Consider the following 15,983-nt stretch of genomic DNA (forward strand, 5'->3'; position numbering starts at 1 on the left):
AGCAATAAAATGGCAAAGATCACAATCAAAAATCTTTCCAAAAACTTTGGTCTGCTGAAGGTTTTGAATAACATCGACATTACCGTTCAAGACAAAGAATTTGTGGCGCTAGTTGGCCCGTCTGGATGCGGGAAATCCACGTTGCTGCGAATGATTGCGGGTCTGGAAACCCTGAGCGCGGGTGATATTATCGTAGACGACACAGTCGTCACCAACACACCAGCACAGCGCCGCGATTTGGCCATGGTATTCCAATCCTACGCACTCTATCCGCACTTGAAAGTATCAGAAAATATCGGATTTCCTCTGAAAATGCGTGGTTTGCCAAAAGCTGAGATCGCCGAGAAGGTTGAGAATGCGGCTAATATCTTGAAGCTTGCGGACTATCTAGATCGGCTGCCAAAGCATCTCTCTGGTGGCCAACGTCAACGGGTTGCAATGGGCCGCGCGATTGTTCGGTCGCCCAAAGCGTTCTTATTTGACGAACCGCTTAGCAACCTGGATGCCAAACTCCGAATTCATATGAGATCCGAAATTCGCGGACTGCACGACGAGTTGGGCGCGACGTCGATCTATGTCACCCATGATCAGGTTGAGGCCATGACAATGGCAGACCGGATCGTGGTCATGCACGGCGGGATTATTGAGCAGGTTGGAACGCCAATGGAGCTTTTTGACCGCCCTAAAAACGTATTTGTCGCGGGGTTTCTTGGCGCGCCAACGATGAACTTTTTGACTGCAGTCGTTGCCGCCAAAAACGACAAGCAAACAGTCTATAAAATTGGCGGTACTTCGAGCGAGTTCTCCACTCCAACCGAAGGATTTCCAAGCGTAAGCCTAGGTGATATGGTTCAGATCGGTCTACGGCCACAGCACATATCCACCAGCCATGAGGCCATTGAAAATTCGATCGAGGCAACAGTAAAAATTGCTGAGCAAACGGGCTGTGAGACCATTTTAGTCGTTCAGGTTGAAGGGGGTCTCGAGCTTACTCTGCAAACGCATGAGCGCGTGCTATTTTCTAGCGGTGACCAAATTTTTGTGACCCTGACACCAGAGCACTTACATTTTTTTGATCAATCTGGTGAGCACCGCCTTAACTAAACAACGGAGAATTGTTGAAAATGAAACCCGTAAGAAAAATTAGGAAGCGCGATCCGGTGCGAACGGGCAAGGCAATCCTTTCTGCAGGCCGCGCTGAGTTTTCGGTCGCCGGCTACGAAGGCGCACGCGTCGACCGGGTCGCTGAAAAATCAAATATGAGTAAGGGCCTCATCTACCACTACTTTGGCTCAAAGAGCGGGTTATTTTTGGCAATTCTCGAAGACATCTACCAAGAACTGCGTGATGAAAACTCAGGTTTGGTCCTAGACGACTTTGAGCCAGAGGAAGGCATTCGCCAACTCATCAACCACACCTTCACGTATTTTTCTAAGCACCCTGAATTTCTTGTTCTGGTGAATTCAGAAAATATGATGCATGCCGAACATCTTAAAAAATCGGTAATGATGCGAGATCTCTTTCGGCCGATTGTTGTCAAAATACAAGCTCTACTCGACAGAGGGGCCCGACAGGGGATTTTTAGAGAAGATGTGGACGTAATACAGCTATACGTTTCTATTGTCGGTCTCGGATACTTTTTCCTTGGAAACCGCCACACACTTGAAGTTGTATTTGATACTCCGCTCTTTGAAGATGATACTCTCAGCAATCGTCAAAGACATATCGAAGATATGATCTTGAGCTATTTGCGCCCCAACCCACACACACTAAACTAGCGGGTATGTACGCCCCGGAATCTTTGAACTAGCGCGTATCTGCATGCAAGAGAGGGTCTGACACAAACTCTGTGGAGGCATGTCCATGCAGTGAGACGTGCCCAAAGCAGGTCAACATGCCTTCACGATGTGGACGCCCTTTTTGCGTGCGTCCAGTGGTAATCCCCCCCGAAACTAAGGGGATGTGGAAGTAGAATTTTCTCGGCAGAATGCATGAGGAGATTTTGATGAAGATGACGAGATATAGCGAACCCCAAATTCTTGCGATCCTACGCCAAGCCGAAGGCGGTGTGCCTGTAACGGAGCTGTGCCGCGAGCACGGGATGAGCAACGCGTCGTTCTACAAATGGCGATCAAAATACGGTGGTATGGACGCGTCGATGATCAGCCAAATGAAGGCGCTTGAAGACGAGAACCGGCGGCTGAAAAAGATGTATGCCGAGATGAGCATGCAAGCAGAATTACTGAAGGAAGCCCTGGGAAAAAAGTGATCCGGCCAGCCTTACGACGGGGTCTGGCCGAGAAAGCGGTGGCGCGCCACGGTATCAGCATTGCGCTGGCCTGCCGCACGTTTGATGTCAGTGAGACGTGCTATCGTTACAGCCCGCTCTTGAGCGATGAGAACGAAGAGATTGCCGATCTGCTGGTTGGGCTGACGGCCGCACGGAAGACTTGGGGGTTTGGGCTATGTTTCCTGCATCTACGTAACGTGCAAGGTCATTCGTGGAACCACAAAAGGGTTTACCGGATTTACTGCGAACTGGAACTGAACTTGCGGATCAAACCTCGGAAACGGTTAAAGCGGGACAAACCCGATGCGCTGGCAGTGCCGGACGCCCCGAACATGACCTGGTCGATGGACTTCATGGCGGATCGCCTCGGGGATGGTCGGGCGTTTCGGCTCTTGAACGTGCTGGATGATTTTAACCGCGAGGGTTTGGGCATCGAGGTCGATTTTTCTTTGCCAGCCGAACGGGTTATTCGCAGCCTTAATCGGATCATTGAATGGCGTGGGAAACCAGGAACCATTCGGGTCGATAATGGGCCGGAGTACATCAGTGGTAAGCTGCTGGAATGGGCTGAGAAACAAGGTATTATCATCCAGTACATTCAACCCGGAAAGCCGCAGCAGAACGCTTACATCGAGCGCTATAATCGCACCGTCAGGCATGAATGGTTGGACCAACATATCATCGAAAACATAGAGGAGGCACAGGACTTTGCCACACAATGGCTATGGACTTACAATAATGACCGCCCGAATATGGGCCTCGGCGGCATCACACCCGCAATGAAACTGAAAATGGCCGCGTAAATTCTACGACCGCCCCCTGTTAAAAATGGGGGGATTACCCAGTGCTTTAGGAGCCGTGCTTCACAACTTGCTGTGTTTGTTGCCCAAGTCCTTGAATGCCCAATTGCACAGTATCGCCAGGATGTAACCAAACGGGATTTGGCTTTATTCCCATACCCACACCTGGAGGCGTACCAGTCGCAATAACATCCCCGGGGCGAAGGGTCATATAACGGCTGCAATAAGAAACAATTTCTGGAATTTTAAAGATCATGTTTTGCGTGTTTCCTGTTTGCATACGTGCTCCGTTTACGTCCAGCCACATTTCGAGATTATGCACGTCTCTGATTTCGTCCTTGGTCACCATCCAAGGGCCAATTGGTCCGAAACTATCACATCCTTTACCCTTGTCCCATTGCGTGGACTGTAGCTGGAACGTGCGCTCGGACACATCGTTCATAAGGCAGTAACCTGCAACATGATCTAAGGCATCATCTTCACTAACATATTGCGCCGTTTTTCCAATCACGATGCCCAATTCAACTTCCCAATCCAGTTGACTTGAATGAGGCGGCTGAATGATAGGGTCATTCGGACCAGAAATTGCGGACGTAGCTTTCAGGAAAATAATTGGTTCCGTTGGGATTGGCAGCCCAGATTCCGCGGCATGGTCCGAGTAGTTCAATCCGATGCATATATATTTTGAAATGCCGGCGATAGGCGCACCCATTCGCACACTGCCTGATACGATCGGAAGTGCCTCCACATCGATCCCATTTAGCATTTCAAATATATCCTCAGAAAGTTGATCTGGCCCGATGTCATCAAGAACATCTGACAAATCACGAAGACGTCCTTGATCATCAATCAAGCCCGGTCTTTCAGCGTTCAACGCTCCAAATCGGCATAGTTTCATCAAAAACTTCTTTCAATACTTGCGAATAATCATTCACTCAGGCGCCAATAGCGGCGTGGTGCGGATGCCATCTGAACGCCCTAAATCACGCGTTCAATGGACACGCTGCGGCAGTCCATTTCGTAGTCAAGTCCAGTCAGTGGCGGCCGATTATAGTGCCAAGTTACGCCGTGCCGTGCTGCGCCGCGTAACACGATGTCGTCCGCTAGGAAGTTGTGGATATTATAGACTGAATAGATTTGGGTAGCCGTTGTGTCCTGCCATGTCACACCAAGCGCTGTCAGACGGCGTTCCATCTCGCCCAATACCCATTGAGCTTTGCAGCGCATGCCATCCGCAGACGTATCGCTCGCAGCGATTGCATTCCCGCCATAGCTATCTGTGCCTTCGGGCACTTCTGCACTGCCAGAAACAATAAATGATGGGCGGCCAGAGGATTCAACTATTGGGCGTGCAAACGCGAACGAATGAAAACTTGGCTCTGTCGGCCCATTCAGTTCCGGACAAACATTGCTGCGTGCTACGGGATTGTCATCTTGGTCAAATAGACCCCATTCTTTCAATGTACCGGCATAGATTTCGTTGAAAGACTGGAAGCCCGCGTCGTCGAATGGCGCAGGGGAGCGAAGTTCACATGCACAAAAAGATTTCAGCGGCTGCCCAGCCGCCTGAATGATCTCCGAAATGCGTTTAAAACCCTCCTTCAACGGGACGGGATCGGCGAAACGAAGCCGCTCGATGGTGTGTCCGGGCATGGCGGCCACGCCTGCGGAATATTGGAAAACACCCGGTACATATACATACCCGCTCGATACTAACTCTTTTGTTGTGCTCATTTTTTCTCTCCGAAAAATGTTTATTTCACTGTATCCGTTGCCTAGTGCGTCAAAGAATGAAGTGCGGTCCGTGACGGTTGTTTTTTTGCATTGGGCCTGCCTTTTCTCACTTTCATCGCGCTCAAGTGACTTTTGTCATAAGCGTCGCCGCTTTTTCCGCGATCATAATGACGGGTGAATTTGTGTTTCCGGAAGTTATGGTGGGCATGATCGACGCATCCACAATGCGTAGGCCGGTTACCCCGTGCACGCGCAGTTCCTGGTCAACGACAGCATCTTTGCCATGTCCCATTTTTGCGGTGCCTACGGGATGGAAAATAGTGGTTGATATGTCACCGGCTGCTTTGGTCAGCGATGCTTCGTCGTCAATTTCCCGACCGGGCAAAATCTCTGACGGCGCGTATTTCTGAATGGCTTTCGTCGACATAAGAGTGCGGGCGTGACGGATAGAGGCCACCGCTTTTTCTTGATCATGGAGCGTTGACAAATAGTTGGGCTGAATCAGTGGCGCATCCTTTGGATCCGATGACTGGATCATACAGGTGCCGCGACTGGTCGGACGCAACGTACAAACAGACACCGTGATCGCCGGAAATTTGTGTAACGGTTCGCCAAATTTTTCTAGCGACAAGGGTTGCACATGGTATTCAATATCCGGAGACTCACAGTCAGAATTTGACCGTGCAAATATCCCCAGTTGGCTGGGTGCCATTGACATCGGACCGCTTCGTGCCAGTACATATTGTGAGGCGATCTTAAATTTACCAAACAACGACGCCGACATTTCATTTAGCGTTTTGGCGTTCTTAACTTTAAACACCGTTCGGATTTGCAAATGATCTTGCAGGTTTTTACCCACGCCATCCAGTTCATGTGCAACGTCGATCCCGAGGTCCCTCAAGTGACTTCCAGAGCCAATTCCGGACAGTTGCAATATCTGCGGCGTGCCAATTGCGCCTGCGGAAAGAACAACTTCTCGATTTACCTTAGCTGATTTATGTTGCCCATTCTGGAGAAAATTCACGCCAACGACTGCTTTGCCCTTCAGTTCCAGTGAGCTGACTTGCGCACGGGTTAGCACAGTCAAGTTAGGGCGCTTCATTGCTGGCTTCAAAAAGCCCCGAGCCGTGCTCCAGCGTCGCCCAGATTTTTGATTAACTTGGAAATAGCCAGAACCTTCGCTAGTGCCCTCGTTAAAATCATCAACGCGCGGAATTCCAAGTTCCTGAGCACCATCCCTAACCGAATCCAGTATGTCCCACGATAGACGTTGCTCTTCGACCCGCCATTCGCCGCCTTGGCGATGGTATGCGTTGTTTTGCTCGAAGTGGTCCTCAGATTTTAGAAAGTGGGGAAGAACATCATCCCAACCCCATCCCGCATTCCCCGCATCGCGCCATTCATCATAATCCCGCGCCAGACCACGCATGTAGATCATTCCGTTGATCGACGAACAGCCGCCTAATACTTTACCGCGCGGGTAATTTAGGCTGCGACCATTCAGTCCACTTTCTTTCTCGGTAGAGTAGCACCAATCCATTTTTGGATTATTCATTGTGTAGAGATACCCCACAGGGATATGAATCCATGGATGCCAATCCTTGCCGCCAGCCTCAAGCAATAATACCGAATTATTTGGGTTCTCACTGAGTCTGTTTGCCAGGACACATCCTGCTGAACCTGCACCGATTACAATATAGTCCCAGTTTCCTATTTTCTCAAAATCCGAGGTCATTTCACGGTTGCCAATTCACGATCACAACAAATGAGCGATCCCTTCGCAACCAGTGCCGCGGCACGGAGAGCGTCCGTAGACGAAATTTTCTCGCCAACGGCATCGACATATATGTTTTCGGCAGTGTCTGGTTTTAACACAGAAATATTTGCAGTATCGCCAACGCGAATTCGACCTAAGCTGTCTTTGAAGATGGCGCGAGCGGGGGTTTGTGTCGTGGCTTTAATCGCGTCAACTTGCGAAACGCCCAGCGTTATAATTTTGTTGATTGTCGTCAACAGATCAAAGGCTGGACCGTCGACACTCAGACAATGTATGTCTGAGCTGATGATATCAGGCACAAAGCCCTGAGCCAACATTTGGCGACATACTTCAAACGAAAAACCGCCCATACCGTGACCAATATCAAAGAATACGCCGCGCTTTTTGGCTTGCCACGCCGCTTGCATTACGCCTTCGCGCGTGACCACCGAATTTGGGTCTGGCCGGCAGCAATGCGTTAGAATATCACCCGGGCGGAGCGCTTTCAAAATGTGCTCGATGTCCGGTGGCGAATAGTCGACATGGCACATAATGGGCAAACCCAATTCCTGGGCGACTTCCAATGCGACTTCAAGCGCCTTGGCTCCGTTTTCCCCAGCGGCCATTTTTCCAGCCCGAACTTTTATTCCTACAATCAAATCAGGGTGTCTTTTTGCGGCTTCAATGCAATCAATTTTACTCAAGAGCCTAACGTCTTCCGCTTCTCCAACCATGACATTTTTGCTGAAACCAAAAATCCCGGGAAATGAAATATTCAGATAGGCAAAGATATTCTGCTGAGATGATCTCTGGATGAATTCTTCAAATCCATCAATATTGCCACCGCCCGCAGATCCTGCATCTACGAATGTTCCAACCGACGATCGAATAGCAACCTTCTCATGTGGTACACTGAGCGACGTCGCGCCGCGGTAAATATGCGTGTGAATATCAATCAATCCGGGCGTAACAATTGCGCCGCTAGCATCAATTACCTGCTCCCCGCTCAGTGCCGCCCCAAGTTCAACTATGCGGCCATCGCTGACGCGAACATCCATGACATCGGCGTCCTGCCCATCAAATGCCATTACATGCCCGCCCTTGATAACAAAATCGTTGGTAGCGAAGGGCTTCAAGGCCATCGTTTGAGTAACAGATGAGGTAGGCATAGCAGAATCCTAATTGACAGACTAGTCAGTTACATACTAACATCGATAAAGCTGGTCAACGGGTTTCTTTATCTCCTTGCGTGATCGGCGCCCGAGTAACTGACTACTCCGAACCTTGCGGGCCGGAATGGAAACTCAATCGATTGTAGTATTGTTTGATCAGCCGCAAACCCATATTTGGAAGATGGGCATCAGGAAAATATTAGGAATTCATCATGTCTTTGCCCAAGCATAACTCAAGCAAGCAACTCTGGCGCAACCTAGTCGACACCCCAGCCGTTCTTGTTGATCTTAACGTAGTTGAGAGGAATATCGCACGTTGTCAAAAGCGATGTGAACAATTGGGTTTTACGGTTCGACCACATATCAAAACTCACAAGATACCCCTGCTCGCTCAGGCACAATTGGATGCAGGTGCAATGGGCATCACATGTCAAAAACTCGGAGAGGCCGAAGTGATGGTCGAGGCAGGTATCGACGACATCCTAATCAGTTATAACATCATCGGGGCCGCCAAGCTTGCGCGTCTAAAAGCCCTGACTGAAAAGGCGCGAATTATCGTCTGTGCGGATAGTGGTTACGTTGTAGCCGGATTGTCACATGCCTTTGCGGACGCCAAAAAGCCATTAGAAGTTATGGTCGAATGCGACACAGGAATGAACCGTTGTGGTGTCACTACCGCCGCTGAGGCGGCAAACTTGGCGCAAGAAATTTTTCGGGCACCGGGACTGACTTTTTCCGGACTCATGACTTACCCCGCCGCCGATCAAGGAAACGAAGCCATAACATGGCTGGGTCAGGCCAAGGAGGCCTGCCAGAAAGCAGGTCTAGACGTCCCTGTGATTTCAAGCGGCGGCACGCCGGACCTATTCAAATTGACCGCCAATGACATCATTACTGAATACAGACCAGGTTCGTATATTTATAACGACAGATCACTGGTATCATCAGGTGCCGTCACTGAAGATGACTGTGCACTCAGTGTATTAACGACAGTTGTCAGTCGGCCAACAAAGGATCGCGCCGCCATCGACGCCGGATCAAAGTCCCTGACGTCCGACACCTTTGGCCATGCGGATTTTGGTACCGTTCTGGGGCATCCAAATATTCAACTGGCTAGTCTGAGTGAAGAACATGGACATTTGAAATCCAAATCGACCGCGGGTTTAGGGCAGATCAAAGTCGGAGACACGCTGCGCATATTGCCCAACCACGCCTGTGTCGTCAGTAACCTTTTCGATCACATCACATTTGTGCGGGGCGACTATTTTGTCAAACACCAAACGGTCGCAGCCCGAGGGGCAGTAAAATAATGGGTGCCAAAATAACCAATCTAAGCGGCAAAGTTAACTAGGCTGTTGTATTGGATCCCGGCGTGTAGGCGCTGGCGATTGTAAAAGACCTCGATGTACTCGAAGATCGCGGCCTTGGCTTGAGCGTGGGTTTTGCCCCCCCCGACGCACCAGTTCCTTTTTTAATGAAGCAAAAAACCTTCCAGTTTATGTCGCCATTCAAGCAGTTAGCTGGGCCCGCAGGAAAGTTGCATCCGGCGCTGAGGCTGTATTCTCTGTTGGTAACAGTTTGCGACACATTCTAACGCGGCAATGAAAGCCATGACAACTCTCCCAACGGACTACCCTGAACAGACTGTAACGGCAGCGACATAAACTGTCGGGGTGCGGTCGTTGCCGCATTTAATGCGTCGCAAGTGCTCAATCTGACATTGCGCACCAACCGTAGGACGGAGGATTGCAGGTCAGTATGTGCGCCGGCAAGAGATCCCTGGGCATTCACCAACTTTCCTCCTTCCACATGGATAGTTTCGCCGTAAAGTTCAAAATGGTCGGGTCCAGCGATTGTCGACATTGCATCGGAAACCAGCACCATTCGATCCTTTTTGGGACGAGCCCGAAATGCCAATTCGACCATACGATCGTCAACGTGGTGCCCGTCTGCAATGATCCCGCAAAAGGCAGCGCTGTTCAAAGCAGCGGCAACGATACCGGGAGCACGAGAGGCCATTTGCGGCATTCCATTGAAAAGATGCGTGAACCCTGCCAGCCCTTCGGCCAGCGCCAGTTCTGTTTGTTCGGAGCTGGCAGTACTGTGTCCGGCCGAAACGGTCACCCCCATTTTTACCAGTTTGGCAATTTGCCCGCTCTCCATCAGCTCAGGCGCGATGGTCAAAAGCACTGGCAATTTGTGGTTCCTGAGCCTTTCAAGAAGAGTCAGCGTTCGCGCATCGAAGCTGCGAATAAATTCGGGATTATGGGTGCCCTTCTGCGCAGGGTGAATGTGGGGACCTTCAATATGGATACCCAACACTCCATTTTTGTTGCGTTCCGCCAACACAGCATCTGCGGCACTTTCAATAATGTCAGGTCGGTCCGTTATTACTGTCGGCAGTACAAAAGCAGTTCCAACCGATCGGTGTGCTTGTGCAATGGTCCGAACGCCTTCGCGGGTCGGGTTGTTGTTCAGCATCACCCCACCGCCTCCGTTGACCTGAATGTCAAACAGGCCGGGCGCAAGGACCGCATCTTTTGCTTCAACCGCAATACCCGGTTCGAGTTGTCCCACTTCGCGTAGTTCCGTGACAATCTCTTGCTCAATTGCGACTATTAGATCTTCGCGCAAAGTGTCGCCGTCAAACACCGCCCTTGGTTTGACCCAGCGCACTACGTCTCTCCAATGAAATAGGGCGCCAGCGCAGTCTGAATTTCGGCCCAAACCAATGCACGGGCCCAGCCTCCTGCAGTAACCTCTAACGTCTCGGCACGGCGGATGACGTCAGGAGCAAAATACTGTGCGACCAGTGGCGCAGCAACCGGGGCTTTGATGGCTGCAAACAGATCGTCAACTGCTGCCAGTGCAGCCGGTTCCGGCCAATAATAGCGGATGCGATCAGCATATCCAAAATGACGCTGAAGACGTAGCTCGGTCTCAGTCCCAAGGTAATGGTTTTGCCAATAGCCAGGCTGGTCTTGCATCAGTTGTTCCATTACTTTGCTCAGCCCCTGCCCATCACGGGTGGAGTTCAGCCGCGCGGAAAGGTGATCCAGTGCATATAGCGCTTGTCGGTAAGCAAAAGTTAGCGCGGGGCCGACTTTGAGTACCGCAAAATGACGCCTCGCCAACTCAGGGAATACATTATCGTTCTGGTAATCAGTCGAATGGGCCTCAAACGCGATATGAGGCGTGCCCGACAGGGCGGCAGACAAGCGATCGGGCTGAGCCATGTCGAAATGATCCACATGTGTGGGTGCAAATTCCAAGCCCGGCTGCACGACCAGCCCAATTACCCGGTCCCAGGCAGCGGCCAGACCTTTGGCTTCGAACGCCGCCATGTGGCAAGCCAGAGAGTGTCTCGCGTGCTCGGGGTTTGTGGGTGTAATGGATTGTCCGGCTTCTTCAGCGCGGGCCCCTCCGGGCGGCGGAACTTCGGTCCCGATCACATAACTGAGTGCGTTGGGGTTAGGGGCGTATTTTTCACAAACCGCCGCCAGTTCAGCAGCGCGAGTCGCGCTGGTCTCGTCGTCAACCTGTGCAGGTTCGCCAGCGCATCCCTCTGAGCAATCAAGGTGAATTTTGGTAAATCCAGCCTCGACATAGCAACGCATCAGATCTTGCGCGTGGCTCATGGCCTCTTCTGCTTTGGTGTTGCGCCAGACCTGAGGACCAAGGTGATCCCCGCCAAATACTATCTGGTCGAGGTTAATACCGATCCCTCCCGCCAGTTTGCGCACATAGGCAATGAAATCCTTAGGTGTCATGCCAGTATAGCCGCCAAACTGGTTGACCTGATTGCTTGTTGCCTCAATCAACATTTGAGCGTTTTGTTCATGGGCCACCAACAGAGAGGCTTTCAGCACGTCAGGCTGCGCTGAACAAACCGACGGCAAAGTAACCGCCTTACCCGACCGATTGCGCGCAATGATGTCTTTCACGATATTCATAATTTAGTCTTTCCTAGTGAGGCCGTACGCCAACAAAGCTGCTCCGCGGCTTCCGCTGCTGTCGCCAAAGGCAGGTTTTACGATGGCAGGGCGGCGAACAGAGGGAAGAGCGATGCGATCCAGCGCTTTACTCAAAATGATGTCCACTTCATCGATATTGGACAACCCACCGCCCAGAACAATGCAGTCCGGATCTAAATGCAGTTGGATCGTGTGCAAAAGCTCCGCTGTCAGTTCGGACCAGATCTGTAATGTTTTGACGTTTCCAGGTTCGCTTGGGTCTGCCGCTACTTGTTCAGCTGATAGCGCGATGCCGGTAACTGTCTTAGCAATCTGCGCTATACCGGTACCTGAAATCAGCGTTTCAACGCAGCCAACCCGGCCACAGCCGCAGGGCAGTAGAGGCAACTGATGTGTTGCAACCAAATACGCAGGGAGCCCATAGTGACCGACTTCGCCCGGCAGGTCATTCCGGCCCAAAATCAACTGACCGTTCAGACAATAGCCACCGCCCAGCCCAGTGCCTAAAATCAGCCCGAACACGTGCTCATGTCCCTCTCCAGCACCGCCATTAGCCTCGGATAAGGTGAAACATTTACAGTCATTTGCCGCGACAATTTTACCACCGGCTTTTTGCGCGAGATCTTGCGCAAGTGGGTGGCCATTTGCAGGCAAATTCGCGGTAACTGAAATGCCGGTTTGGCGATTTATCAGTCCGGGCACGCCGATGCCCACAGGCAAATCGGGCCGCCCTGATTGACTACGCAACCAAGCCACTTCTTCCGCCAATGCATCCAGTAGATCGGAGTAGTTGTCGCGGGGTGTAATACGCCGACGGAGGGTTTTTCGGGAGAGAGCGCTGTCAAACAGGACGGCTTCAATTTTGGTGCCACCCAGATCAATCCCGCCGACCCAACCGGCACAAGGGTCAGGTGTAAAGCTGGACATGTGACACCACACGAGTAAGGTTGCGTCCTGAAAAAGGGTCATCGACATTCAGTCCAAGCGATTTAGACCATGCAACAGCTAGACGCTGTGCAGCAATGACTGCCAGCGGAGTAGCCCAAAGATCGTCGGAAAATCCCAGAAGGATGTCAGGGGTCTCGGCGCTTGCTAGAGGGTAGCCAATTGACGTCACCGAAATGGTTGGGAATTGTGCTCGAATTTCATCCACAATGTCCTGGTCATACTTGCGCGTCAGCGGATCAGCAGACAGATATACAAAAACCGAAGTTTGATCATTCACGACCGCTTTGGGCCCATGGCGAAAGCCTAAAGGGCTGTCCCAGGCTGTGACGACAGCCCCGGCGGTCAATTCCAGAACTTTCAATGCAGATTCACGGGCGGTGCCCAGAAATGGGCCCGACCCAAGAAAGACCGCGCGCGTGGGGCGTGCGTGGTGGATTTCTGTCGCCAGAATGGTCCGTGCATGCGCGGCCAGCGTTTTGGTTTTTTGCTCCAGTGTCTGGATCGGATCATCTCCGAGAACTGCCAGCGCAGTCAGAAGCATTGTTGTGTAGCTTGACGTCATTGCAAAGCCTTGATCGTGGCAGGCGTCCGGTAAGGTAATGACCCTCTGTTCGCCAGTACCTTTCGGTAACCGCGTGGCAAGCGCACTGTCCTTATTGCAAGTGATGTTTAGCCGCTCCGCTGCAGGGCATAAGCGATCCAGAAGGTCCAGCGTTCCGATGCTTTCCGAACTGTTGCCGCTGCGTCCAAAAGAAACCACTAATGGGCGCAGGCCTGGACGAAAGAAATCCTGAGGACGCGCAACTAGATCGGTGGTGGCAATATTGTGCATTGGAATAGACATACCGCCCATAGCTCTGGCAAGTGAATCACCCACAAAGGCGGACGTTCCGGCGCCGCAAAGCCAGATCTCATCTGGCGCACGGCTGGATATCCATGAGCGGGTTTGGGAGGCGATCTCAGGCAGTCTTGTTGCCCAGTGATCCCAGATATCTGGTTGCGCTGCGATTTCGCGGTCGGTTGAAAAATGCAAAGTCATGATTGTTCCAGTACTAATTCTAGTAAGAGGGCACATCCACCAGGATCAGATCAACGCCGCGCCCCTTGATTGCAGAGCAAATATCTGCAGGCAGTGATGTGTCAGAAATGATGATATCTACCGCTGAAAGATCGCAAATATTGTGCAACGCAGGTCCAACGAACTTGCTGGAATCTACCATAACCACAACACGTTTACTGGCCCGAATCATTGCGCGGTTCAAATGTGATTCTTCTTCGCTGAAAGTCGATAGTCCGCGTTCGGGGTTAATGATGTCGACCCCAAGATAGGCGGTGTCAAAAGCCATATCGGACAGATTGGTTTCTGCCATACGTCCAGCCAAAGACATTGCGTCCGGGCGCAAAGTTCCACCGGACATGATCAAGCGATGCTGGTTGGAATTCCTCAAAATCAGCACTGAATTCAGACTAGTTGTCATGATGGTCTTTGCAGGAGCATCCACTAGCTGTTCCGTCAGAAACTGGGCAGTAGAACCGGAGTCAAGCAAAAGCGAGTTGTCGCTGGTTGTCAGTTCAACTGCTCTGCTTGCTATTGCTTGCTTAGCTTCGCGGTTCACGACTTCTTTATCCTTTAGGCGCGGTTCGAGGTGCGCAGACAGGTTGCTGTCCGCTGCGGCCGTCGACATGGCGAAGGCGAGTCGCAAATCAGGTAGACCCTGAAATTCATAATGGCGTGCAAAGCGAATAATCGTGGGTTCACTGACGCCAATGCTTTCGGACAAAATTCGAATAGGGTTGCTGATGAATTGCTGCGGTTCAGCAACTAAAAAATCAGCGATCTTACGAAAGGCGCGAGTCAGAGATCCGCGGTCTTCTTGAATGCGTTGAGCGATGTTATTTTTTGACATGTCTCTTAACTGGCTAAACCGACTTTTTCATAGAACTACATATTTTGCAGTACTGTCACCTACCTGATCGTTCTAGGCGGACGATTCTTATGTAACTACAATTCCCCACCCAATCTGTCCATAGAACTACACGGTTGACAAGAAATTGTTGCGAAACTACCCCACGCCCCCCCGCGACGGCAGTGTCTCAGAAAAAAATGGGGATACATTCAGCGGTCGCCACCCTCTAAGGATTCGAGGTTCTTCATATCATCCGAAAAGGACAATTCGGCCAATCCGGGGTGTCGCCATTCAAGCAGATTGCTGCGCTCGCAGGATAATTGCATTCGGCACTGAGGCCATATTCTCTGATGGGAAGGTTTCCGACATAGTGGCACTGTCAGAGGAAAACTATGATTACTTGGAGCGGTGTGGATTCGCGTGGTCAGACTCGAAAAATACCGAAATGGGTTGTGTTTGGTCATGCCGAAAAGCTAAATCGCCACCCTGCCCTTCACAACCGAGTTTCCTCTGACAGGACCCATAAAGAGGGTGGATTTATGTCAGCTCACACCAGTGTTTATAGGCTCCAATACCGCCTTTTGATTGAACCGCAAGATGTCCACATTGATTGCCGCGTTTCAGGCAACGGTCCAACGATCCATTTTCCAGCCAGACTGACAAGAACCCACCATTAAATGAATCCCCCGCACCGGTTGCGTCGATGACATCCGTTGGGTCACAGGTGGCGCTTTTCCATCCATCTGTACCAAGCGCTCGAGCACCGTCAGCCCCACATTTGACCACCGTCAAAGGTGTCGCATCCGCTGGTAATCCAAGGGCTGTGAGCCGCTCAAACTCTATCCTGTTGGGAAAGAAAATATCGACAGCAGAGATGATTTCTCCAACATCAATTTCTCCGGCCATCACTTCGTCATCCCAGCCGCAGTCGAGAGAAATCGTTAGACCTGCTGAGCGGGCCTGTTCAATAAGTTTTGGGTGTTCAACCAGGCTTCGCAGCTCACCAATATGGAGGTGCCGGATGCCTTTAAGGCTGTCTTTTACAATGTCAGGAATTGCCCTACCCGATTGATGGCTAATAAAAGCGCGGTCTTTGGAGTTGGCGATTGCGACCGTGACTTGGGGGCTACCCCCCTCTGATGCTGGGCGACAACGGCTGGCGTTGACGCTACAATTCTGGATATCCGTTTTCACCACTTCGTCAAAAGGAGCGGCCGGCAGCGTCGCCAGCAAGGACGCAGGTTTGCCCAAGGCCTGTAGAGTTGCAGCTGTAATAAATGCTCCGCCACCCGCAGACAGCGTCAGATCGTCGGCAAAGACTTCGGTGCCCAGAGTTGGCATGCGAGGAACCGCTGAGAAGATCAGATCACAATAGAGCCGCCCGGCACAGATGATCTCGGAC

14 protein-coding genes and 1 pseudogene are annotated in these 15,983 nt (G+C 51.4%); 4 read left to right on the top strand and 11 right to left on the bottom strand.

What is annotated here, in order from left to right:
• Positions 1 to 9: 9 nt before the first annotated feature.
• From QPJ95_RS02335 to QPJ95_RS02345, 3 genes are all read left to right on the top strand, one after another.
• On the top strand, positions 10 to 1,104 hold the full coding sequence (locus QPJ95_RS02335) for an ABC transporter ATP-binding protein (protein WP_270921066.1): 1,095 nt from the start codon (positions 10 to 12) through the stop codon (positions 1,102 to 1,104).
• Positions 1,105 to 1,124: 20 nt separating this feature from the next.
• The gene (locus QPJ95_RS02340) at positions 1,125 to 1,778 is read left to right on the top strand and encodes a TetR/AcrR family transcriptional regulator (RefSeq protein ID WP_270921080.1); all 654 of its coding nucleotides are present in this window, start codon (positions 1,125 to 1,127) and stop codon (positions 1,776 to 1,778) included.
• A gap of 227 nt (positions 1,779 to 2,005) precedes the next feature.
• Positions 2,006 to 3,093, top strand: a protein-coding gene (locus QPJ95_RS02345) for an IS3 family transposase (protein WP_286018159.1) whose coding sequence is annotated in 2 segments (ribosomal slippage) — positions 2,006 to 2,267 and positions 2,267 to 3,093 — 1,089 coding nt in all. Because the reading frame shifts where the segments join, the coding sequence is not laid out codon by codon here.
• A gap of 46 nt (positions 3,094 to 3,139) precedes the next feature.
• On the opposite strand, the gene QPJ95_RS02350 is transcribed toward QPJ95_RS02345, so the two are convergent.
• From QPJ95_RS02350 to QPJ95_RS02365, 4 genes are all read right to left on the bottom strand, one after another.
• Positions 3,140 to 3,988, bottom strand: coding sequence for a fumarylacetoacetate hydrolase family protein (locus QPJ95_RS02350; protein WP_270918220.1), 849 nt, complete (start codon positions 3,986 to 3,988; stop codon positions 3,140 to 3,142).
• Between the two features lie 80 nt (positions 3,989 to 4,068).
• Positions 4,069 to 4,824, bottom strand: coding sequence for a 2-amino-5-chloromuconate deaminase CnbZ (cnbZ, locus tag QPJ95_RS02355; protein ID WP_270918221.1), 756 nt, complete (start codon positions 4,822 to 4,824; stop codon positions 4,069 to 4,071).
• 121 nt (positions 4,825 to 4,945) lie between these two features.
• Positions 4,946 to 6,559 carry a GMC family oxidoreductase gene (locus QPJ95_RS02360; RefSeq protein ID WP_270918222.1) on the bottom strand — a complete coding sequence of 538 codons (1,614 nt, stop codon included), beginning with the start codon at positions 6,557 to 6,559 and terminating at the stop codon, positions 4,946 to 4,948.
• Positions 6,556 to 7,749: an amidohydrolase/deacetylase family metallohydrolase gene (locus QPJ95_RS02365; protein WP_270918223.1), complete on the bottom strand. Its 1,194-nt coding sequence runs from the start codon at positions 7,747 to 7,749 to the stop codon at positions 6,556 to 6,558. The genes QPJ95_RS02360 and QPJ95_RS02365 overlap by 4 nt, the downstream gene beginning before the upstream one ends.
• A gap of 215 nt (positions 7,750 to 7,964) precedes the next feature.
• Between QPJ95_RS02365 and QPJ95_RS02370 the strand changes: the two genes are divergently transcribed.
• Positions 7,965 to 9,062: a D-TA family PLP-dependent enzyme gene (locus QPJ95_RS02370; protein WP_270918224.1), complete on the top strand. Its 1,098-nt coding sequence runs from the start codon at positions 7,965 to 7,967 to the stop codon at positions 9,060 to 9,062.
• 59 nt (positions 9,063 to 9,121) lie between these two features.
• On the opposite strand, the pseudogene QPJ95_RS24125 reads toward QPJ95_RS02370, so the two are convergent.
• From QPJ95_RS24125 to QPJ95_RS02405, 7 genes and pseudogenes are all read right to left on the bottom strand, one after another.
• A pseudogene (locus QPJ95_RS24125) lies at positions 9,122 to 9,239 on the bottom strand (IS3 family transposase); the annotation flags it as partial.
• Positions 9,240 to 9,342: 103 nt separating this feature from the next.
• Positions 9,343 to 10,428 carry an N-acetylglucosamine-6-phosphate deacetylase gene (locus tag QPJ95_RS02380; RefSeq protein ID WP_270918225.1) on the bottom strand — a complete coding sequence of 362 codons (1,086 nt, stop codon included), beginning with the start codon at positions 10,426 to 10,428 and terminating at the stop codon, positions 9,343 to 9,345.
• A complete protein-coding gene (locus QPJ95_RS02385; RefSeq protein ID WP_270918226.1) occupies positions 10,428 to 11,705 on the bottom strand; it encodes a class II D-tagatose-bisphosphate aldolase, non-catalytic subunit in 1,278 nt (425 codons plus the stop codon). The genes QPJ95_RS02380 and QPJ95_RS02385 overlap by 1 nt, the downstream gene beginning before the upstream one ends.
• A gap of 3 nt (positions 11,706 to 11,708) precedes the next feature.
• Entirely contained in the window at positions 11,709 to 12,653 is a 945-nt protein-coding gene (locus QPJ95_RS02390) for an ROK family protein (RefSeq protein ID WP_270918227.1), read from the bottom strand.
• Complete coding sequence (locus QPJ95_RS02395; RefSeq protein ID WP_270918228.1) at positions 12,634 to 13,713, bottom strand: SIS domain-containing protein; 1,080 nt, start codon at positions 13,711 to 13,713, stop codon at positions 12,634 to 12,636. The genes QPJ95_RS02390 and QPJ95_RS02395 overlap by 20 nt, the downstream gene beginning before the upstream one ends.
• A 19-nt stretch (positions 13,714 to 13,732) precedes the next feature.
• The gene (locus QPJ95_RS02400) at positions 13,733 to 14,581 is read right to left on the bottom strand and encodes a hypothetical protein (RefSeq protein WP_270918229.1); all 849 of its coding nucleotides are present in this window, start codon (positions 14,579 to 14,581) and stop codon (positions 13,733 to 13,735) included.
• Positions 14,582 to 15,118: 537 nt separating this feature from the next.
• The gene (locus QPJ95_RS02405; protein ID WP_270918230.1) at positions 15,119 to 15,922 is read right to left on the bottom strand and encodes a carbohydrate kinase family protein; all 804 of its coding nucleotides are present in this window, start codon (positions 15,920 to 15,922) and stop codon (positions 15,119 to 15,121) included.
• Between the last annotated feature and the right edge of the window lie 61 nt (positions 15,923 to 15,983).

This window comes from Parasedimentitalea psychrophila, from assembly GCF_030285785.1.
GTDB classification, from domain to species: domain Bacteria; phylum Pseudomonadota; class Alphaproteobacteria; order Rhodobacterales; family Rhodobacteraceae; genus Parasedimentitalea; species Parasedimentitalea psychrophila.